This is a genomic window from Hanamia caeni (assembly GCF_003721595.1).
In the GTDB taxonomy this organism is placed as follows: domain Bacteria; phylum Bacteroidota; class Bacteroidia; order Chitinophagales; family Chitinophagaceae; genus Ginsengibacter; species Ginsengibacter caeni.
In genome coordinates this window covers 21,493-41,511 of record NZ_RJJR01000007.1, presented here as the reverse complement: position 1 = coordinate 41,511, position 20,019 = coordinate 21,493, and the positions used below count along the sequence as shown (strand labels likewise).

General features: G+C 39.1%; 18 protein-coding genes. 12 read left to right on the top strand and 6 right to left on the bottom strand.

The annotated features are described in order from the left end of the window. Positions 1–5 precede the first annotated feature (5 nt). Positions 6–1,727 carry a phospho-sugar mutase gene (locus EFY79_RS09595; protein WP_123120490.1) on the top strand — a complete coding sequence of 574 codons (1,722 nt, stop codon included), beginning with the start codon at positions 6–8 and terminating at the stop codon, positions 1,725–1,727. 382 nt (positions 1,728–2,109) lie between these two features. Here the strand turns inward: EFY79_RS09595 and EFY79_RS09590 are convergent, their stop codons facing one another. Then, the gene (locus tag EFY79_RS09590; RefSeq protein ID WP_123120489.1) at positions 2,110–3,816 is read right to left on the bottom strand and encodes an ABC transporter ATP-binding protein; all 1,707 of its coding nucleotides are present in this window, start codon (positions 3,814–3,816) and stop codon (positions 2,110–2,112) included. 36 nt (positions 3,817–3,852) lie between these two features. After that, a complete protein-coding gene (locus tag EFY79_RS09585) occupies positions 3,853–4,617 on the bottom strand; it encodes an AMP nucleosidase (protein WP_123120488.1) in 765 nt (254 codons plus the stop codon). 104 nt (positions 4,618–4,721) lie between these two features. On the opposite strand from EFY79_RS09585, the gene EFY79_RS09580 reads away from it, so the two are divergent. Next, on the top strand, positions 4,722–5,159 hold the full coding sequence (locus EFY79_RS09580; RefSeq protein ID WP_123120487.1) for a type I restriction enzyme HsdR N-terminal domain-containing protein: 438 nt from the start codon (positions 4,722–4,724) through the stop codon (positions 5,157–5,159). Positions 5,160–5,216: 57 nt separating this feature from the next. Here EFY79_RS09580 and rpsT read toward each other — a convergent pair whose 3' ends face one another. Both rpsT and EFY79_RS09570 read right to left on the bottom strand, forming a co-directional pair. Beyond that, positions 5,217–5,474, bottom strand: coding sequence for a 30S ribosomal protein S20 (gene rpsT / locus EFY79_RS09575; protein ID WP_123120486.1), 258 nt, complete (start codon positions 5,472–5,474; stop codon positions 5,217–5,219). A 170-nt stretch (positions 5,475–5,644) separates the two neighbouring features. After that, complete coding sequence (locus tag EFY79_RS09570) at positions 5,645–5,887, bottom strand: hypothetical protein (RefSeq protein ID WP_123120485.1); 243 nt, start codon at positions 5,885–5,887, stop codon at positions 5,645–5,647. A 181-nt stretch (positions 5,888–6,068) separates the two neighbouring features. Here EFY79_RS09570 and EFY79_RS09565 point away from each other — a divergent pair, with 181 nt between their 5' ends. The 10 genes from EFY79_RS09565 (at position 6,069) to EFY79_RS09520 (ending at position 15,377) form a co-directional block, all read left to right on the top strand. Further along, positions 6,069–6,599 carry a 5' nucleotidase, NT5C type gene (locus tag EFY79_RS09565; protein WP_123120484.1) on the top strand — a complete coding sequence of 177 codons (531 nt, stop codon included), beginning with the start codon at positions 6,069–6,071 and terminating at the stop codon, positions 6,597–6,599. 69 nt (positions 6,600–6,668) lie between these two features. After that, positions 6,669–8,312 (top strand): circadian clock protein KaiC, encoded by a 1,644-nt coding sequence (gene kaiC, locus EFY79_RS09560; RefSeq protein WP_123120483.1) that lies wholly within the window; start codon positions 6,669–6,671, stop codon positions 8,310–8,312. An 84-nt stretch (positions 8,313–8,396) separates the two neighbouring features. Beyond that, positions 8,397–8,681: a circadian clock KaiB family protein gene (locus tag EFY79_RS09555; RefSeq protein ID WP_123120482.1), complete on the top strand. Its 285-nt coding sequence runs from the start codon at positions 8,397–8,399 to the stop codon at positions 8,679–8,681. A 17-nt stretch (positions 8,682–8,698) separates the two neighbouring features. Then, entirely contained in the window at positions 8,699–9,007 is a 309-nt protein-coding gene (locus EFY79_RS09550) for a circadian clock KaiB family protein (protein WP_123120481.1), read from the top strand. Between the two features lie 4 nt (positions 9,008–9,011). Next, positions 9,012–10,691: an ATP-binding protein gene (locus EFY79_RS09545; RefSeq protein ID WP_123120480.1), complete on the top strand. Its 1,680-nt coding sequence runs from the start codon at positions 9,012–9,014 to the stop codon at positions 10,689–10,691. A 19-nt stretch (positions 10,692–10,710) separates the two neighbouring features. Beyond that, positions 10,711–11,301 carry a pseudouridine synthase gene (locus EFY79_RS09540; RefSeq protein WP_123120479.1) on the top strand — a complete coding sequence of 197 codons (591 nt, stop codon included), beginning with the start codon at positions 10,711–10,713 and terminating at the stop codon, positions 11,299–11,301. An 84-nt stretch (positions 11,302–11,385) separates the two neighbouring features. Next, positions 11,386–12,165 (top strand): tryptophan-rich sensory protein, encoded by a 780-nt coding sequence (locus tag EFY79_RS09535; RefSeq protein WP_123120478.1) that lies wholly within the window; start codon positions 11,386–11,388, stop codon positions 12,163–12,165. 118 nt (positions 12,166–12,283) lie between these two features. After that, positions 12,284–13,213, top strand: a complete 930-nt coding sequence (locus tag EFY79_RS09530; protein WP_148041896.1) for a fasciclin domain-containing protein — start codon at positions 12,284–12,286, stop codon at positions 13,211–13,213. A gap of 149 nt (positions 13,214–13,362) precedes the next feature. Next, complete coding sequence (locus tag EFY79_RS09525; protein ID WP_123120476.1) at positions 13,363–14,019, top strand: MarR family winged helix-turn-helix transcriptional regulator; 657 nt, start codon at positions 13,363–13,365, stop codon at positions 14,017–14,019. A 50-nt stretch (positions 14,020–14,069) separates the two neighbouring features. Further along, the gene (locus tag EFY79_RS09520; RefSeq protein WP_123120475.1) at positions 14,070–15,377 is read left to right on the top strand and encodes a cryptochrome/photolyase family protein; all 1,308 of its coding nucleotides are present in this window, start codon (positions 14,070–14,072) and stop codon (positions 15,375–15,377) included. Between the two features lie 134 nt (positions 15,378–15,511). On the opposite strand, the gene EFY79_RS09515 is transcribed toward EFY79_RS09520, so the two are convergent. Together EFY79_RS09515 and EFY79_RS09510 are read right to left on the bottom strand one after the other, a co-directional pair. Beyond that, complete coding sequence (locus tag EFY79_RS09515) at positions 15,512–18,259, bottom strand: 2-oxoglutarate dehydrogenase E1 component (RefSeq protein WP_123120474.1); 2,748 nt, start codon at positions 18,257–18,259, stop codon at positions 15,512–15,514. 293 nt (positions 18,260–18,552) lie between these two features. Next, entirely contained in the window at positions 18,553–19,980 is a 1,428-nt protein-coding gene (locus EFY79_RS09510; protein WP_123120473.1) for an NAD(P)(+) transhydrogenase (Re/Si-specific) subunit beta, read from the bottom strand. Positions 19,981–20,019: the final 39 nt, after the last annotated feature.

Below are 20,019 nucleotides of genomic sequence, written 5' to 3'. Positions count from 1 at the left end.
AAAGCATGGATACAAAAACAGAAAACAGAATCAAGGAATGGCTTTCCGGAGATTATGATGAAATCGCCAAAGAAAAAATCAGGGAATTACAAAAAAATGATCCCGCAAAGTTAGAAGATGCTTTTTATAAAGATCTTGAATTTGGTACCGGGGGCTTAAGAGGAATTATGGGCGTAGGAACCAACCGGATGAATAAGTTTACAGTTGGCATGGCTACGCAGGGATATGCCAATTATTTAAAACAATCCTTTCCTGAAGTTAAGGTAGCCATCGCGCACGACGTAAGAAACAGCAGCCGCAAGTTTGCAGAAATCGCTGCCGATATTTTCGCAGCAAACGGAATCAAAGTCTATTTATTTGAATCCATAAGACCTACACCTGAATTAAGCTTTGCCATTCGCAGGTTGCAATGCCAGGGCGGATTAGTTATTACCGCTTCTCATAACCCCAAAGAATACAATGGGTACAAAGCGTACTGGAAAGACGGTGGCCAGTTGGTGCCCCCTCACGATAAAAATGTAATTACAGAAGTTGAAAAAATTAAAAGCATCGATGATGTAAAGTGGAAAGGGCATTCTGAAAACATCACTTTGATAGGCAAGGAAATGGACGATGCTTACCTGGAAATGGTGAAAAATTTAAGCATCAACCCGGATGCCTGTATCAAGGAGCATGACCTTAAAATCGTTTATACACCGATTCACGGCACAGGTATTATGCTGGTACCAAAGGCACTGGCTGCGTACGGCTTTGACAATGTTCATATTGTAGAAGAACAAGCTACCCCTGACGGAACATTTCCGACTGTTGTTTATCCTAATCCGGAAGAAAAGGAAACGATGAGCATCGGCCTTAAAAAAGCGAAAGAACTTGACGCAGATATTTTATTGGGGACTGACCCGGACGCAGACAGAGTCGGCGTCGGCGTAAAAGATAACCACGGGAATTGGGTTTTATTAAATGGAAATCAAACCGCCCTGATTGTATTTAATTACATTATAGAAGCCAGGAAACTTAGTGGCAAGGCAGAACCGAATGACATGATTGTGAAGACAATCGTAACAACAGACATGATTGACAAAATCGCTGAAAAAAATAATATCACATGCTATAATGTTCTTACCGGATTTAAATGGATTGCAGAATTGATAAGGGAAAAGGAAGGCGAAGAAAATTATATAGTAGGTGGCGAGGAAAGTTTTGGTTTAATGATAGGCGATAAAGTGCGCGATAAAGACGCCGTAAGCGCTGTCGCCATGATATGCGAAATTGCTGCCGTAGAAAAACAAAAAGGAAGAACGCTATTTGAAAAACTGATGGAATTGTATGTGAAATACGGGTTTTATTTTGAAAAATTAATTTCGATTACTAAAACCGGTATGAACGGGTCAAAAGAAATTGCAGAAATGATGCAATCCTATAGAGACAACCCTCCCAAAGAAATCGCCGGTAGCCCCGTAAAAGAAGTATTAGATTACCAGCTACAGGTTAAGAAAGACTTATTATCCGGTGATACGCAAAAAATAGAATTACCCAAAAGCAATGTATTACAATTTATTACCGAAGATGGTAGTAAAATCTCGGCACGGCCAAGTGGCACCGAACCTAAAATTAAATTTTACTTCAGCGTAAATAGCCCGCTTTCAGTCATTTCCGAATTTGATGCAACGCAGGGAAAACTGGAACAAAAAATTGATGCTATCATTTCATCAATGCAATTAAAATAATAGTTTTCGAAAATATAAACTGTTTTTTAGATATGATTTACTACATTTGCTCATGAATTCCGGTTTTTACTTGAGAACTATTGGAACCGGATTTAAATTTATTGATTATATATCCTGTTGCATTCCAATATATTAATAAAAATTAAATTTTTGGCAGCATTTTTGGAGTATATAATGCGGTTTTAAGAAGCTCTTTTAGTACAATACCCTACGATGCCTCCAATACTTGTGATTTATTAGAATTCATGTTTTTGAAAAACTACAGATTTAAGTTATTATTGAAGAACCTAAGAATTTGGGCAGCACACGCTGCCCTTTTTGCTTTATAATAGTAAGGCAATAAATATCTTCAATTTTATTTCGGAAAGATGGGCGGTTAAAGTCAAAGTCTGACTTTTGGAATGGCAGCAATTAATCTTTGTGTATATTCTTTTTGAGGATTAAAATAAATAGCATCTGCAGCACCTTCTTCTTCTATTTTTCCTTTATTCATCACAATTATTCTGTCGCTGATATAATGAACCACGCCAAGATCGTGCGAAATAAAGACGCTGGAAAACCCCAATTCTTCTTTCAGCTCGCTTAGCAAATTAAGCACCTGCGCCTGTACGCTAACATCCAGTGCCGAAACACTTTCATCGCAAATAATGAATTCAGGATTCAATCCCAGCGCGCGGGCTATGCAAATTCTTTGACGTTGGCCCCCGCTAAATTCATGAGGATAACGATTAAAATATTCAGACTTCAAATCTACCTTTTCCAGCAGATCAATAATTTTTTCCTTTCTCTGTTTTTGATTTGGTAAAATTCCGTGAATTTTCATGGGTTCGTTAATGGCTTCGCCGATTGTAAGCCGTGGATTTAACGAGCCATACGGATCCTGGAAAATGATCTGGATATCTTTTCGCATTTTTCTAAACTGGCCTTCGGGAATATTTCCTATATTTTTATCATTCAAATAAATGGCGCCCGAGGTTGGCTCAATAAGCCGAAGAATAGATCTGCCCAATGTTGTTTTTCCGCAACCGCTTTCCCCTACCAGCCCAACCGTTTCACCTTTTTTTACTTCAAAACTGACATCATCTACTGCTTTAAATACTTTGAGGATTTTACCAAAAAAATTTCTCTTTACCGGAAAATAAACTTTCAGGTTTTCTACGCTTAAAATAGTTTGTGCAGCGTCAAAATGATCGTTTCGGGGGGCCTTTGAAAAAATTGTTTCCGGTTTTGCATCACCACCGGCATCTTCTAAAAAATCACCGACAACGGGCAAACGCTTACCCTTAGCGGATGAATCGGGCCTGCATGCGAGCAATGCTTTTGTGTAGGGATTTTGAGGATCAAGAAAAATTTCTTTTATCGGCCCTGACTCCACAACTTTTCCTTTATACATTACGATAACTCTATCTGCAATTTCCGATACCAGGCCAAGATCATGGGTGATATAAATCACACTCATGTTCTGTTCCTTTTGCAGGTCTTTAATCAATTGCAAAATAGTTTTTTGAACAGTTACATCCAGCGCGGTAGTGGGCTCATCTGCAATCAGCAGAGACGGATTGCAACTAATTGCCATTGCAATCATAACGCGCTGTTTTTGTCCGCCACTTATCTCGTGGGGATAACGATCAACGATGGATTGGGGGTCTGGCAATTTTACTTTTTCAAATAAAGAGATTGTTCTTTTCCGTGCTTCTTTTTTAGAAATATTATAATGCGTTCGGATTGCTTCCATTACCTGCTTTCCACAGGTTTTCACCGGGTTTAGTGAAGTCATTGGCTCCTGGAAGACCATAGAAATTTGATTACCCCGTATTTTCTGAATGCTTTTTTCATCAAGCTTCACAATATCGGTTTCATTTTTTCCCTCTTGAGAAAACAGTATTTGTCCGCTGCTATATCTTGCCGGCGGCGAAGGCAGCAGTTTCAGGATGGATAATGAGGTGACGGTTTTGCCGGAACCGGATTCGCCTACAATAGCTACGGTTTCACCGCGGTTTATTTCGAATGAAATATTTTGTACAGCAGAAGTTACTCCGGAATCGGTTACAAAATCAACACTGAAATCTTTTATTTGAAGAAGAGGCAATTTTTAATTCAGTTTAAAAGCTAATGGCAAAAAAAGCTAAAATTTTAAATGCCTTACGGTAAGACCGTTATTAATCAGTTGTTTTAAAGATTCAATACCAATTGTCAAATGCATTTCTACAAATTGAGCCGTAACACTGGCATCGCTTTCAATAGTTTTTACACCTTCCGGAATCATTGGCGAATCGCTCACGAGTAACAAGGCGCCAGTCGGAATTTTATTATAAAACCCGACAATAAAAATAGTGGCGGTTTCCATGTCCACCGCATACGCACGGATTTTTCTGAGGTAAGATTTCAATACTTCATCATGTTCCCAAACGCGGCGATTGGTAGTATAAACAGTGCCTGTCCAGTAATCTACAGAATGGTCACGAATGGTAGTTGAGATGGCTTTTTGCAAAGCAAATGCAGGCAGTGCCGGCACTTCCGGCGGGAAATAATCATTTGAAGTACCCTCTCCCCTGATGGCTGCAATCGGCAAAATTAAATCCCCGATTTTATTTCTTTTCTTAAGCCCTCCGCATTTGCCAAGAAATAATACTGCTTTTGGTTCAATCGCGCTTAATAAATCCATTATGGTGGCGGCGCCAGGGCTTCCCATACCAAAATTAATAATAGTGATATCTCCTGCAGTAGCGCACTCCATCGCCTTTTCCACCACTTTTACTTTATGAATTTCCGCAAACATTTTTACATAGTTGCTAAAATTGGTAAGCAGGATATAGGATCCGAAATTTTCTAATTTTTCGCCTGTGTATCTCGGCAGCCAGTTATTAACTATTTCTTTTTTCGTCTTCATACTTCTTTAATCTTTAATAATTTTCCTTGCTTTGCATAAAAATACGATTTTACAATTTACATTGTGCCCTTTGGCACGCGCACCATTTGCAAATGACGGTATGCATGATAAAAATAAACTTTCCTGAAGAACAACCTGCGCTGCGGAATCGTAATGGCACCAACGAAATTTTTGACCAAATACGAAAAAAATGGCTGGTGTTAACCCCTGAAGAATGGGTGCGGCAAAATATCATCGGATTTCTGATAACAGGCAAAAATGTGCCTTCGCCATTAATATCAATTGAAAAGGAATTAAGACTTGGCGAGCTTAAAAAGCGCTATGATATTGTTATATTCAATCGCCAGATGATTCCCTGGATGATTATAGAATGTAAAGAAATGAATGTGGCGCTTTCAGAAAAAGTTTTGGATCAAATTCTCAGGTATCATATTTCAATACCTGCAAAATATTTAATCATCACCAACGGAAAATATTGTTTGGGATTCGAAAAAAGAAAATCAACCCTTGAGGAGATAAATGAATTCCCAGGTTTTTCATAAAAAAAGAACCCGCCAAATTCAATGGCAGGTTCCTTAATATAATTACAAAATTCCGTTTTATTTTTCCAGTGAAAGCACATTTTTAGTCAATTTACTTTTTAAATTGGCTGCTTTATTTTTATGAATGATGCCTCTTTTAGCTAACTTGTCAATTTTGGAAGCCAGGTTAGGCAAACCTTCCAATGCAGCCGCCTTATTGTCCAAAGCCTTAAAGTCGCGTATTGCATTGCGGGTAGTTTTGCCCTGGTAGCGGTTACGCTCGTTTCGTTTTGTCGTTTTTCTTACACTTTTCTTTGTTGCTGAATGATTTGCCATTAATAATTTTTTTGGGCTGCAAAGATAGAATATTTTTTAGAAAAAAGAACAACTTTACTAATTTTTGAACGGCATTAAAAGGAATGCAGACCCTTATTTTACTTTAACATTAGTATAGTAAAAGAAGAAATATTACTATTTTTCATTTTTAAGTTGACGGTGCCGGAAGTTTAACACAAGTGTCCTCTTTCAGCAATTACTTTATTTTGCACGAGTCTTTCCACTTCTTTCGCATTTTTGACAATTGCTTTTTCTATTTTCATAGTGCAGATACAATCGTGAAGCTGAATATACAATTGGGTGAATTTATTCTTTTCACCTTCTTTTAAATTATTATCCTTACAATAGTAAACTACTTCAAGCCTGGTTTGGTCGGGCATTTCAACCAAGGTCATAAAATCAACGGTTTCCATATTTTTCTTTTTGGTAAATTACTCAAATAGCAAACCATCCAAGGCGCTGAAGAATAAAAGTTATTCAACTTATGTGTATAAGTGTCAAAAATGAAGATTTTTTGATGATGATTCTGTTTCGATTCAATTTAAAAAATATCTTTACCAATTTTCAGCCAGCACATAAAATTAAATAATCAGCATGCGAATTTTTATCGATATGGACGACGTGATTGCAGATGCCGTCGGAAGATTTTTAGAATGGTATGATCGCGATTTTGGAAAACTTTATACAAGAGAAGAACTCGCCGGCACCAGACTTTATAATATTGTGCCTGAGCTTAACAGGCAAATGGTAAAGCAATATCCTTTTCACCAGGATTTTTTTAAAGAGCTGCCGGTTATTGAAAACAGTGTGGAAGTAATCAAAGAACTGAACGACAGGTTTGAAATTTTTATAGCTTCGGCGGCTATGGAGTTTCCTTATTCGCTGGATCATAAAAATGCGTGGCTTGACAAGCATTTTCCTTTTATCCCCTGGAAAAGAAGAATATTTTGTGGAGATAAAAGTGTTTTACGGGGCGATGTTTTAATTGATGATCATGATTTTAATCTTTCAGTTTTTCAGGGCAGGCCTATTATGTTTTCTTCATGCCATAACCTGAACGATACAAAATATGAACGGGTAAATAACTGGCTGGAAGTAAAGAAATTGTTTGCCAATGAAAAGTAAGTTTCAGCGAGCTGACATAAAATTATTAAGCAACCAATCAAATATTAATTAAATTAGTTTTTAATTTTTATGAAAAATGCGAGAAATCCAAAGTTTGACAGGGATGTATTAACAAAATCGCCAACCGGTATTACGGGGTTGGATGAGATTACAAATGGTGGTTTGCCCACTGGACGGCCAACTTTAATATGTGGAGATGCCGGAACCGGAAAAACCCTGATGTCAATTGAATTTATTGTAAATGGAATTACTAAGTACAACGAGCCCGGCGTATTCATTGCTTTTGAAGAAAAGAGTGCAGAACTGGCGACCAATGTTGCTTCTCTTGGCTTTGATCTCAATAGCCTGATTAAGGGAAAAAAATTGAGGATAGATACCATTGAAATAAACCGCAGCGAAATAGAAGAAACGGGAGAATATGATTTGGAAGGCCTTTTTATCCGCTTAGCGTATGCAATTGACAGTATTGGTGCTAAAAGGATTGTGCTGGATACGATTGAAAATCTTTTCACAGGGCTGGAAAATGAAGGCATATTAAGGGCCGAATTGCGCCGGCTATTCAGGTGGCTTAAAGATAAAGGAGTAACGGCGATCATAACCGGGGAGAAAGGAGAAGGAAAACTGACGCGGCAAGGTCTTGAAGAATATGTATCTGATTGTGTAATCGTATTGGACCACCGCATCCAAAACCAGATTTCGACCAGGAGATTAAGAGTGCTGAAATACCGCGGATCCGTACACGGCACAAACGAATATCCATTTCTTATTGATGAAGATGGAATTTCTGTTTTGCCGGTTACCTCACTAAGATTAAACTATCCGGTTTCAAAAGAAAAAGTGCCCACAGGAATACCCACACTTGATGAAATGCTCAGCGGTGAAGGCTACTATAAAGGAAGCAGCATTTTGGTATCCGGAACGGCCGGCGCCGGCAAGACCAGTATTGCCGCACTTTTTGCAAAAGCTGCCTGCCAAAGGAAGGAACGATGCCTTTACTTTGCTTTTGAAGAATCCCCACAACAGATAATCAGGAACATGAGGTCAATAAACTTAGACCTGGCACCGTGGGAGAAAAAGGGATTGTTAAAATTCTATGCCTCCCGGCCCACAACTTATGGTTTGGAAATGCATCTCGTAGTATTTTACAAGGAAATACAAAAATTCAAACCGTCTGTTGTCATTATTGATCCTATCACAAATCTTGTTACGGTGGGTGATCAAAATGAAGTAAAGTCGATTTTGATTCGCCTGCTGGATTTTTTACAACAGGAGCAAATTACGATAATGTTTACCGCACTTTCTACCAGTCCAAGTGGAAATATGAATACCGATGAGAACGTATCTTCATTAATAGACACATGGCTTTCTATCCAGGAAGTAGAAATAAACGGCGAACGAAACCGTTGCCTCTATATCTTAAAGTCAAGGGGCATGAAATCCTCTAACGAGCTGCGTGAATTTAAAATAACTGACAATGGGGTTAAAATTGCTCAATTGGTTGTTGGCCCAGACGGTATGGTAGTCGGTTCCGCACAAAAAGCCCTGGAACTGCAAAATAAAAAAGATATCATCTTAAAAAAGCAGCAAATCAACAGGGAGCGTAAAAAAATTGAACAGAAAAAGTCCATTCTTAAAAACAAAATACAGGAATTGACATCAGAATTTGAAATTGAAAAGGCAGCTATTACTAACCAACAAAAGAAGAAGGATTAACGAAAAAGGCTCTCCGGAAAAAACAAAAATAAGTTGAGCTCCGGAATCAAATTACTATATTGAAAAAAAAACGATGGATTGCAGATGGAACAAAAATGGGAATTGAAGCTCTATATTGCGGGAAAAACATTAAAATCTGAAACCGCTTTGTATAATTTAAAAAAATACTGCCGTGAGCATTTAGAAGGGCGGTATTCGATTGAAGTAATAGACCTCTTAAAAAAACCGCAGTTGGCTGAAGGCGACCAGATATTTGCCGTACCGACATTGGTCAGGAAGGTGCCTGTACCAATCAGAAAAATTATTGGCGATTTGTCCAATGAGGAAAAAGTACTTGTTGGCTTAAATATTGTTCCGGTAAAAAAATAACTTTTAATCCACCCCGGATGCCAGCAACGAATAAAATTATATTGAAGAGCGGCGATGATAAATTATCACTAAAGCTCTTTGTTACCGGAGCATCGCCCAACTCTGCAAAAGCAATTTCTAATTTAAAAGATATTTGCGAAAAATATTTTGAAAACCAATATGAATTGGAAATAATTGATGTATACCAGCAGCCGATTAAAGCATCGGAAGAACAAATAATTGCACTCCCCATGCTCTTAAAATTCTTGCCACCCCCCATAAAAAGGTTTATTGGTGATCTCTCCGATACGAAAAAAGTTCTAAAGGGCCTTGGAATAAATTCATGAACCGATGGTATCAAAAACAAACAAAGAACTTGAACAGCAGGTAGCCGAACTTTGCCAACAGTTGGATGAATCCAACGAAACGATCGAAGCCATCAGAACAGGGCAAATAGATGCGTTGGTAGTTAAGCGTCCTACAGGGCATCAACTTTACACGCTTAAAACAGCCGATCAAACTTACCGGGTTTTTATCGAAAAAATGAGAGAAGGTGCGGTTACGCTAAACCGCAAGGGTGTTGTTTTATACAGCAATTCACGCTTCGCCTCAATAGTTAATTTGCCGCTGACGAAGATTATTGGCTCATATTTCAAGGACTATGTAGAAGAAGTTGAAATGGCCATTTTCGATAATCTTTTTAAAAATGGATGGAATAAAGAATGCAAAGGAGAAATCAATATTTCATCGAAAGAAAATGCCAGTATTCCGGTTTTGCTATCACTCACAAGTCTTGAACTTGACGAAGGCGTGGCTTTGAGTATAATCATTACTGACCTTTCTGACCAAAAAAATATTGAAAAGCAATTAAGAGAAAATAACAAACTGCTGGAAGCAGCCAAATCTTATGCAGAAAAGCTAAATAACGAACTGGAAGCCCGTGTAGCAGAACGTACGCAGGAATTACTTACCAGCCGCGAACATTTTAAATTCCTCGCCGACACAATTCCCGTAATTGTATGGACAGCAAGCGCTAAGGGAGAATACGATTATTTTAACCGGCAGTGGTACAATTACACAGGTTTTTCACCTGAAGAGTCGGGACAGCAATATTGGAAACCCGCTATACATGCTGATGATTTGCCCAAAACAATAGCTAAATGGGGCGATTCAATAAGAGATGGCGTCCCATTTAAAACTGATATTCGCTTGCGAGCCGCTGATGGTGCTTATCGATGGCACCTGGTGAATGCATTGCCCTTTAAAAATAGTGAAGGCGACGTGGTGGCATGGTTTGGCGTATCCACCGATATTGAAGAGCAAAAAAAGAACCTTCAAAAAAAGGATGAATTTATAAGTATGGCAAGCCACGAGCTTAAAACGCCTGTCACCAGCCTGAAGGCTTACACTGAAATAATGGTGATGGATGCGACACAGAAAGGAAATAAAGAAGAGTTGGGGATGCTTAAAAAAATGGAAAAACAACTCAACAAATTGACGCGGCTGATAGGCGACTTACTGGACGTATCAAGAGCGAATGCAGGCGAGCTCATTTATGATTTTGAAATAATTGATTTTAATGAACTTGTCCGTGAAACTATCAGCGTAATTCAATTGACAACAAAGTACAAGTTGGAGGTGAATTTAACAAGCTCTGTGAAGGTAGAAGCAGATAAAAACCGGCTGGGCCAGGTAATTATCAACCTGGTGTCCAATGCAATTAAATATTCGCCTGCGACAGACCGGGTGATTATCCGTTCCTCAATCATTGATCACAGAGTGAAATTATGTGTACAGGATTTTGGAATAGGAATACCGCTGTCTGAACAGGGAAAATTATTTAATCGCTTTACGAGGATAGGCGAAAATACGTATCCGGGACTTGGGCTTGGGCTTTATATTTCAAAAGAAATTATTAAACGACATTCGGGAACAATTAACGTAAAAAGTGCGGAAGGCAAAGGCTCAGTATTTTGTTTTTCGATTCCTGTAGCACCAAATAAAACAAAAAGGGCTTCCGCGAAACGTTAGTTTACATCTTAATCAACAAATGCCTCATCGGTACTTCATTTTGAATAAACCAGCTAACATGGTTTCTCAATTTATCAGCAGCGACAAAGTTAATCTGCTTTCACAAATTGATTTTTCATTTCCCGAAGGCACTCATGCCATTGGCAGACTGGATAAGGATTCGGAAGGGCTTTTATTATTAACTACAGATAAAAAGATTACACGTCTCATTTTTTCAAAAGAAAAAAAACATACCAGAACGTACCTTGTAATGGTGCGCAATTATGTAGACGAAGAAACCTTTCAGCTTTTGAAAAGCGGCGTAGTTATCAAGATTAAAAACGGGCAGGACTATCTTGCAAAGCCCGATTCTTTATTTCGTGTAGCCGACCCCGTTAGTTTATATCCATGGGCAGTTGATTTTCGTGAGTCCTTTCCACATACGTGGCTTCTTATCACACTTACTGAGGGAAAATATCGCCAGGTGCGAAAAATGATGCTCGCCCTAAGGCACCGTTGTCTCAGGCTAATCCGTTTGAGTATTGAAAATTTAACCATTGATGGAATTGCCCCCGGTAATGTGAAAGAATTAGATTCTGAAACTTTTTATCGCCTAGCAGGCCTAAAATAAAAATGCCGGTTATTTATTGGTTTACTATTTGCAAAAATGATGATTGTTTAGCATCGCGAAGCATTAATTCGTAAAATAAATACAATGAAAAAATCTCTGCAGGTTCTCAATGTTGTAGCTTTCATCGTTACAATTATCATTAATTATTTATCCAACACCGGAATTTTCAATGGTAACACTATGGCCACGGTTTCTGACAGATATCACAACTATTTTACACCGGCAGGCTACGCATTTTCTATTTGGGGATTAATTTACCTGGGTTTATTAGCGTTTGTAATTTATCAGGCAAGAAGCCTTTTTAAAAAAGTTGAAGATGATTGGCCGGTAAAACAAATCGGCTGGTGGTTTATCATCTCATGCGTTGCAAATTCATTATGGGTTTTCGCATGGCTTTACGATTTTATAGGAGTTTCGGTGATGCTTATGATAGTATTACTTGTCTCTCTTATCAGGATAATTTATGCTACGCGAATGGAGTTGGATGATTTGCCTTTAAAAAAAATAGCATTCGTGTGGTGGCCATTTTGCATATACTCCGGCTGGATAAGTGTGGCATTAATCGCAGATTTTTCCGCCTGGCTTACTAAACTGAATTGGAACGGATTCGGTATTTCGGGAACAGTGTGGGCATTAATTATGATCATTACCGCGGGAATTATTAACCTGATTATCACCTGGAAACGGAATATGAGAGAATTCGGACTGGTAGGCGCCTGGGCACTGGTAGCCATCGCCGTAGCAAATTGGGATTCCGAAAACTATATTAAATCTGTCGCCATAGCGGTCGCAGCAATTTTATTTATTAGCACCAGCATTCACGCATATAAAAACAGGGCATCTTCTCCATGGAAATCGATATAAGTAGGAATTTCTAAAATAATATAACATTTTCGTGATAAAAATTTTGTAATTTACAACGGCATCGTTATTTTTGTTTCGTAATCGGCATTCAAATTATTTAATCAATCAAAAAAAGATTATGAAACAAAAACTAAATTTCTTTGGCAAACCATTCTTGCCTGGTGCGTTGGCTGTATTATTTTTATTTAGCGCATGCAAAAAAGATACAAAAGTTAAAACAGACAATACAATTAACGGAATTGTAATGTCTACCCCTGATTTTTCCACGTTAAACGCGGCTATAAAAAAATCAGGATTGGGTGCAACATTGAGCGGTCCCGGCCCGTTCACTGTTTTCGCTCCAACAAACTTGGCATTCACCGCTTCAGGAATTACTTCCGATGTGTTAAATAGCATCTCAGCCGACCAGGTGAAGAATATTTTGCTATACCACACATTGCCTTCAAAAATTCTGTCTTCTGAGGTGCCCGAGGGTCCAAATGCGGCTGTGACAGCAGCTAATGGAGATATTTTGTATGTGACCAGGAATTCAAACGGTGTTTTCGTAAACGGAATCCAGGTGACCCAGGCAGATGTCCAGGCAAAAAACGGTGTCATACATGTGCTGGGCAAGGTATTAATGCCTCCATCTGGAAATATTGTTGAAATGGCGCAGGCTGATACAAGCTTTTCTTTTTTAGTGGCTGCCGTAGTTAAAGCCAACTTGCAGGGAGCGCTCTCAGGCGATGGGCCTTTTACTGTGTTTGCACCAACGAATAATGCTTTCAGGGCAGCGGGCTTTGCCACCGTGGATGATGTAAAGGCAGTGGATGCAGCTACATTAAGCAGTATCCTTACTTACCATGTGATTGGTGCGCGGGTTTTTTCATCAGATTTGATAGATGGACAACAGGCCACTACATTAAATGGTGAAAAAGTAACCATAGGTCTGAGTTCAGGAGCAACAGTTAAAGGGAAAAGCAATCCCACTCCATCAAATATAGTTGCCACAAATATCGTTGCTACCAATGGTGTAATTCATGTGATAGACCAGGTATTGATGCCATAGCATAGAGCTATTTTTAAACACTGCCATTATAATGATTTGGGGAATAATGGTAGCAAGCCGTATCGGATTTTCGGTACGGCTTTTTGATAACAACAGTTTTTGCCATAAATCTTAACTTGGCATTTTAAATCCCAAAAATTTTCGCAGCTATGGATGATTGCTATGACGGTATAATTTTATTGATTCAAAAATGGAAAGCTTTTAGAGCTCTGGAAAAGGATGGCGACATCCCAAGCTTTGCCAACTGGTTAGTTAATGAAAATCAGCCGGCGTTTTACGATTCGGACCAGGAAGATTTTATCATAGAACAAGTAGATAAAATGGAAGAAAAGGACACCATTCCTGATTTAGCCAACAGGGGCGTTATCGGGCATTTGCTTGCAAGAATGAACCTGTTTGTAAAACATTATGCTAAACAGCCCTTTTCTGAAATTGGATTCAAGAGCCTGGAAGAATTCAGGCTGCTGCAAATGATTGACAGAGTAGAAAACATCAACAAATCAGAACTGAGCAATGAGTCTTTAATGGAGTTTTCTACCGTAGTAGACATTTTGAAAAGGCTGATGGATAAAGGATTAGTAATCCAGGTAAAAAATCCTAATGACCAGAGAGCCAGCTTATTAAAAATTACAGAAGAAGGCAAAAGCCAGTTGGGCACAATTTATAAAACCCTTGCACAAATCAAGCCTAATGTGGCAGGCGATCTTTCGCTGAAAGAACAGGAAACTTTAATCCACCTGTTGCTAAAACTGAACAGGTTTCATACTGATTATTTCACCGAAAACTTCATCAAAAAGAAGAAATAACTTGATGCATTTGCAAAAAGAGCCAATTATAACCTAAGAAAAGATCAGTTATGGGAAAGCCTCAAATAAATATCTGTTGGTTTCGGAGGGATTTAAGACTAGAAGACAATGCCGCATTGTACCATGCGTTACAAAGTGATTTACCGGTATTGGCCGTATTTATTTTTGATACGCACATCCTGCATCAACTTGAAAATAAAAAAGATAAGCGTGTACAGTTTATTTATGAAACACTGGAAAAACTAAACAGCGAATTAAAAAAACATCAATCATCATTTTGGATTGGCCATTCAACTCCCCTACAGGCTTTTGAGCAAATTTGCAACGAGTTTGAGGTGAGGCAAATCTTCACAAATCACGATTACGAGCCGTATGCGATTGACCGAGATTTGAAAGTGAAAAATTTTTTAGAGCAAAAAAACATTGCCTTTCAAAGTTACAAAGACCAGGTAATTTATGAAAAATCTGAAGTTATGAAAGCTAACGGTGAGCCCTACACTATTTTTACACCATACTCAACATTGTGGAAAGATAAATTTAAGCATGAAAATATCCAGCAGTTTGCGTCAGAAAAAAATCTTTCTAATTTATTTAAAACGAAACCGTTTCACTTTCCCTCTTTGCATGAAATTGGCTTTGAAAAAATGACTATTGAATTTCCAAAGCTTAATCTGGCAGATAAACTGATCCGGCATTATGACGAAACAAGAAACATTCCTTCATTGGAAGGAACATCTTTTGCCGGCATGTATTTGCGGTTTGGAACAATAAGCGTACGCCGGCTCGCGAAGCTGGCCAGTGAGCTGAATGAAAAATGGCTCAACGAATTAATCTGGCGTGAATTCTTTATGATGATTCTATTTCATTTTCCTTATGTCGTGAATGAAAATTTCAAAAAAAAGTATGATGATTTAAAATGGAGGAATGACGAAAAGGAATTTCTATTGTGGTGCAAAGGAGAAACAGGTTACCCGATTGTGGATGCGGGAATGCGGCAATTAAATGAAACAGGCTGGATGCATAATCGTGTACGCATGGTTGTTGCAGGTTTTCTTTGTAAACATTTGCTGATTGACTGGCGATGGGGCGAAGCTTATTTTGCTGAACTGCTTCTTGATTATGAACTTTCCTCAAACAATGGAAACTGGCAATGGGCCGCCGGCACCGGCTGCGATGCTGCTCCTTACTTCAGAATTTTTAATCCTGGCCAACAAATAAAAAAATTTGATCCACAACTCACCTACATCAAACGATGGATTAAAAATTTCAGGCCCGGATACCTGCCTGAGATCGTTAAACATGAATTTGCCAGAAAACGTGCACTTGAAGTTTACAAAAAAGCTTTGGAAGAAAATTAGCGCAGCAGACAAACAAATAACCATCTTTTATAAATCAATGCGCTATCTATCTTTCTGTAAAATGAAGATGAAAGCATAAAACACTTGCAATAAAAGAGCGCCATTGTGAGGCAAGAGCGCATTTATTTCATTTTTTAAATTGAAAAGGCAGTATTTAATATTTCATTCTGCTCTTCCTTATGAACTTTTGAAAAGCCTGAAGAAATAGCTGCGCTGGGCTGCCTGCTGATGATTCCGAAATTAATGGAAGTCAGATTCATCCTAAGGAAAGATGCGGCGCCCATATTTAATGGTTCTTCCTGCACCCAATACCAGATGGCTTTATGATATTTTTGATAAAGGGCTTCCAATTGTTTTAGCGGTAATGGATAAAGTTGTTCCATTCTTATAATTGCAAAATCTTTCCGCTTTTCTGCTTCTCTTTTTTCTTCAAGATCGAAGTATATTTTACCTGAGCACAACAAAACCTTGCCTATTGATGATACATCACTGACAGTGGCATCATCAATAACTTCCTTAAATCCTGCCTGCGTAAACTCTTCTATCTTGCTATAGCTGCCGGGATGGCGAAGGTTAGCTTTTGGGGCAAAATTGATTAAAGGCTTTCTGAATGGCCATGCCAACTGCCTTCTTAATGCATGGAAATAATTGGAAGCAGTGGTAATATTGGTGACTACCATATTAAGTTCCGCGCACATCTGAAGAAAGCGTTCAATTCGGCCGCTGCTATGTTCGGGGCCCTGACCCTCGTAGCCATGAGGCAAAAGCATTACCAGTCCATTCATCCGATGCCATTTTTGTTCAGCGCCTGCCACAAATTGATCGATAATAACCTGGGCGCCGTTTGCAAAATCACCAAATTGAGCTTCCCACAAAACCAGATTATTCGGATTGGCCATTGCATATCCATATTCGAATCCTAATACAGCGTATTCACTCAAAAGGGAATTCCAGATTCTTAATAATCCCTGCTTGTCGGAAATGCGGCTGAGGCGATTATAAAACTCATCCGTTTTTTCGTCCCTTATCACCGCGTGCCGGTGGCTGAAAGTGCCCCTGCGCACATCCTGTCCGCTCATCCTTACATCTTTTCCTTCTGCCACTATGCTGGCGAAAGCAAGTAACTCTCCTGTAGCCCAATCAAATTTCTTCTCATCCTCAAATAGCTTGATTTTTTCGTGAAGTATCTTATTTATTTTTTTTAAAGGAGTAAAATCTTCAGGTACAGCCATTATAGCGTGAAATAATTTTTCCAGCTTTTCTTTAGAAATCCCTGTAACTGGAGAAGAATCAAAATCAGCAATAGTAGCTTTTCGCAGGCTCTGCCACCACATTTCCGGTTTTTGATAACTGTAAGGCAGCGGATGCTGCTTTAATTCATCAAGCCTTTCCTGCAAATCTTTCCAGTACTTTTCTTCCATTTCTTTTGCCAAACCTGCTGTAGCTTCATCTCCGTTTTTTAATAGCCAGTTGATGTAAGTTTCCCTGGGATTAGGATGATTGTCGATGAGCGCATATAAAACCGGCTGGGTAAATTTAGGATCATCGCCTTCATTATGCCCATGACGGCGGTAACAAACCATATCTACAAAAATGTCTGTATTAAATTCCTGCCGGTACATCATGGCTATCTGCGCCACCTTCACTACCATTTCGGCATCATCGCCATTTACATGGAACACCGGCGCTTTTACAATTGAGGCTATAGAGGTGGCATAATCTGAGCTGCGTGCATCGTCAAAATCGGTGGTAAAACCAACCTGGTTATTAATTACAAAGTGTAACGTTCCACCGGTGCAAAATCCTTTTAAACCGCTCATCTGCAACACCTCGTAATTTATGCCCTGGCCCGGCAAAGACGAATCGCCGTGAATTAGGATAGGCAGGATTTTATCGTAATCGCTGTTGTAAATGACATCTGCTTTGCTTCTGGCAAACCCCAGCACTACAGGATCCACTGCTTCAAGATGTGAAGGATTAGGGCTTAATTTGAGATGCACCAACTTTCCTTCAGGAGTAGTAACATCGCTGCTAAATCCTTTATGGTATTTTACATCGCCGCTTCCCATGGTAGAATCAGTAGGTGCGCTGCCTTCAAATTCAGTAAAAATCTGTTCGTAGGTTTTGCCTAAAATATTCGCCAGCACATTCAGGCGGCCGCGATGTGCCATTCCTATCACTACTTCTTCTACCTCGTTTTCTGCGGCGGTATTGATGATGGCATCCAATGCTGAAATTGTATTTTCGCCCCCTTCAAGAGAAAATCTTTTTTGCCCTATATATTTAGTTTGCAAAAATTTTTCAAACATTACCCCTTCGTTTAATTTTTCAAGAATTCTTCTTTTTTGCTGTAAGGGCACAGGTTGTTGTAAAGTATTTTCAACAGCATTAATAATCCATTCAATCTTTTTCGGATTATTCAGCGAGCTGAACTCAACGCCTACAGAGCCGGTGTAACATTTTTTTAAATGATCAAGTATTTCCTGCAAAGTAGCAGTTCCTAATCCTGCAAATTTGCCGGCCTCAAATTTTGTTTGCAAATCGCTATTATCCAAACCAAACCATGAAAGTCCAAGATTGGCATTTCTATCTTTCCTTTCCCTGATAGGATTGGTTTTTGAAATAAGATGGCCTTTTTCCCTATATGAAAGTATAAGTTGATATACACCAAATTCCTTTTGAAGATTTGTAACTGAAACAGGACTCACCTCTGCCACAGCAGCAGCTTTTCCGTTGCCATTATGAGACGAAACCGCAAAATCAAATCCTTCAAAAAATTTACGAAGATCAGCATCTACGCTATCCGGATTGTTTTTAAAATCGGAGTACAAATTTTCGATATAAGCGGGATGTGAACTGGTGATATACGAGAAATCTTTCATGATGAGACAGGATTTTGAAAATATTCTCTTGAGAAATTTCTTTCAGGAGAAACTGATTTAATTAAACAGCAATAATTTTATTGCAAATATCGTACGATTTATTAAGATAAATATTGTAAGACAATAAACATTATCAATTAATTTGGGATTGGGGAAGCATTAAAGCCACAAGTTTTTTTATTTGATAAAAATTTTATTTTTCTACTAACAGTAAACGAAGAAATAGAATGAATTTATATTTTAGCAGTTAATTTTTTTTAGAAGTGGAAAAGTATCTCTTACCAAAAAAGAACTTAAATATTTTTCAGTTCTGCCAGCAATTCCTGCAAAATCTTTTTTGCATCGCCGAATAGCATGGATGTTTTTTGATGATAAAAAAGCTCATTCTCGATACCTGCATAACCGGGTTTCATGCTGCGCTTATTCACTATCACCTGCCTCGCCAGTTCTACTTCGATAATCGGCATTCCATAAATAGGCGAAGAAGGGTCATTTTTAGCGGCGGGGTTTACCACATCATTTGCCCCCAAAATCAAGGCAACATCTGTGGATTTTAATTCTTCATTGGCAAGTTCCATTTCCAATAGCTTATCATAATTTACATCTGCTTCGGCAAGCAATACATTCATGTGGCCAGGCATGCGGCCGGCTACCGGATGAATTGCATATTTCACTTCAACGCCTTTTTCTTCCAACGCTTTTTCCAGTTCATGGCAGGTATGCTGCGCCTGCGCTACTGCCAATCCATATCCCGGAACTATTATAACTTTTTTTGCATAGGCCATCAGCATGGCGGCATCGCTCACAGAAATTTCTTTTATGTTTCCCTGAGCCTGGTTAGCTATAGGACCGGCTTTAGCGCTTCCGCCAAAAGAACCAATCAATACATTTAATAAACTGCGGTTCATGGCCCGGCACATCAATATCGTAAGCAGCGTACCAGCGGCACCCACCAAAATTCCGCCGGTGAGCATTGCTTTGTTGTCATACAAAAATCCGCCGCATGCGGCAGCAACGCCCGTGAAGGAATTTAATAACGAAATAACGACCGGCATATCAGCACCGCCGATTGGCAGCACAAAAAACAACCCATATAATATCGCAAGGCCAACCGTAATGAAGAAATAAATATTGGCGTGGTTTGCCGGAGAAACCCAGGTGTAAATGGCCGATGCCAACACTAAGAGCAAGACGATAGAATTAAAAAGGTGCTGCCCTTTAAAAGAAAAATCTTTGAATTTGCCTGCAAGCTTTCCCCAGGCGATCATGCTGCCGATAAAGGAAACACTTCCGATAATGGTGCCCGCAATAATGGCGAGGTAATGCCCCCCGTGCGCCACCTCAGAAAATAAAGCATGGTCCATCCGGCTTTCCCGCCACAAATAATCAAATTCCACGATGGATATCAATGCTGCACAAGCGCCACCCATTCCGTTAAAAAAACTTACAAGCTCCGGCATGGCAGTCATCTTCACTTTTTTTGCCACCAGCCAGCCAATGATACATCCGATGATCATTGCCGAAAAAATCCAGGGATAATTTCCGAGACTTTGTCCATTGAATTTGTATAAAAAAATAGTGGCAAATATGGCAACGATCATTCCGGCCGCCGCAATAAGATTTCCGGCTCGCGCCGTTGAAGGCTTTGACAACATTTTAAGGCCTATGATATAGGTGATGGAGGCGATGAGATAAAGAACAGGTAGTATGGATAAGGCCATTTATCGATTATTGCATTATTAAATTAGTGTCCTCAACTT

Excerpts from the sequence above, each read along its gene's own strand:
- EFY79_RS09520 (WP_123120475.1), top strand. The coding sequence starts at position 14,070 with ATGGGAAAGCCTCAAATAAATATCTGTTGGTTTCGGAGGGATTTAAGA.
- EFY79_RS09515 (WP_123120474.1), bottom strand. The coding sequence starts at position 18,259 with ATGAAAGATTTCTCGTATATCACCAGTTCACATCCCGCTTATATCGAA.
- EFY79_RS09525 (WP_123120476.1), top strand. The coding sequence starts at position 13,363 with ATGGATGATTGCTATGACGGTATAATTTTATTGATTCAAAAATGGAAA.
- EFY79_RS09555 (WP_123120482.1), top strand. The coding sequence starts at position 8,397 with ATGGAACAAAAATGGGAATTGAAGCTCTATATTGCGGGAAAAACATTA.
- EFY79_RS09535 (WP_123120478.1), top strand. The coding sequence starts at position 11,386 with ATGAAAAAATCTCTGCAGGTTCTCAATGTTGTAGCTTTCATCGTTACA.
- EFY79_RS09580 (WP_123120487.1), top strand. The coding sequence starts at position 4,722 with ATGATAAAAATAAACTTTCCTGAAGAACAACCTGCGCTGCGGAATCGT.
- EFY79_RS09510 (WP_123120473.1), bottom strand. The coding sequence starts at position 19,980 with ATGGCCTTATCCATACTACCTGTTCTTTATCTCATCGCCTCCATCACC.
- EFY79_RS09595 (WP_123120490.1), top strand. The coding sequence starts at position 6 with ATGGATACAAAAACAGAAAACAGAATCAAGGAATGGCTTTCCGGAGAT.
- EFY79_RS09540 (WP_123120479.1), top strand. The coding sequence starts at position 10,711 with ATGCCTCATCGGTACTTCATTTTGAATAAACCAGCTAACATGGTTTCT.
- EFY79_RS09585 (WP_123120488.1), bottom strand. The coding sequence starts at position 4,617 with ATGAAGACGAAAAAAGAAATAGTTAATAACTGGCTGCCGAGATACACA.
- rpsT (WP_123120486.1), bottom strand. The coding sequence starts at position 5,474 with ATGGCAAATCATTCAGCAACAAAGAAAAGTGTAAGAAAAACGACAAAA.
- EFY79_RS09545 (WP_123120480.1), top strand. The coding sequence starts at position 9,012 with ATGGTATCAAAAACAAACAAAGAACTTGAACAGCAGGTAGCCGAACTT.
- EFY79_RS09565 (WP_123120484.1), top strand. The coding sequence starts at position 6,069 with ATGCGAATTTTTATCGATATGGACGACGTGATTGCAGATGCCGTCGGA.
- EFY79_RS09530 (WP_148041896.1), top strand. The coding sequence starts at position 12,284 with ATGAAACAAAAACTAAATTTCTTTGGCAAACCATTCTTGCCTGGTGCG.
- EFY79_RS09550 (WP_123120481.1), top strand. The coding sequence starts at position 8,699 with ATGCCAGCAACGAATAAAATTATATTGAAGAGCGGCGATGATAAATTA.
- EFY79_RS09570 (WP_123120485.1), bottom strand. The coding sequence starts at position 5,887 with ATGGAAACCGTTGATTTTATGACCTTGGTTGAAATGCCCGACCAAACC.
- kaiC (WP_123120483.1), top strand. The coding sequence starts at position 6,669 with ATGAAAAATGCGAGAAATCCAAAGTTTGACAGGGATGTATTAACAAAA.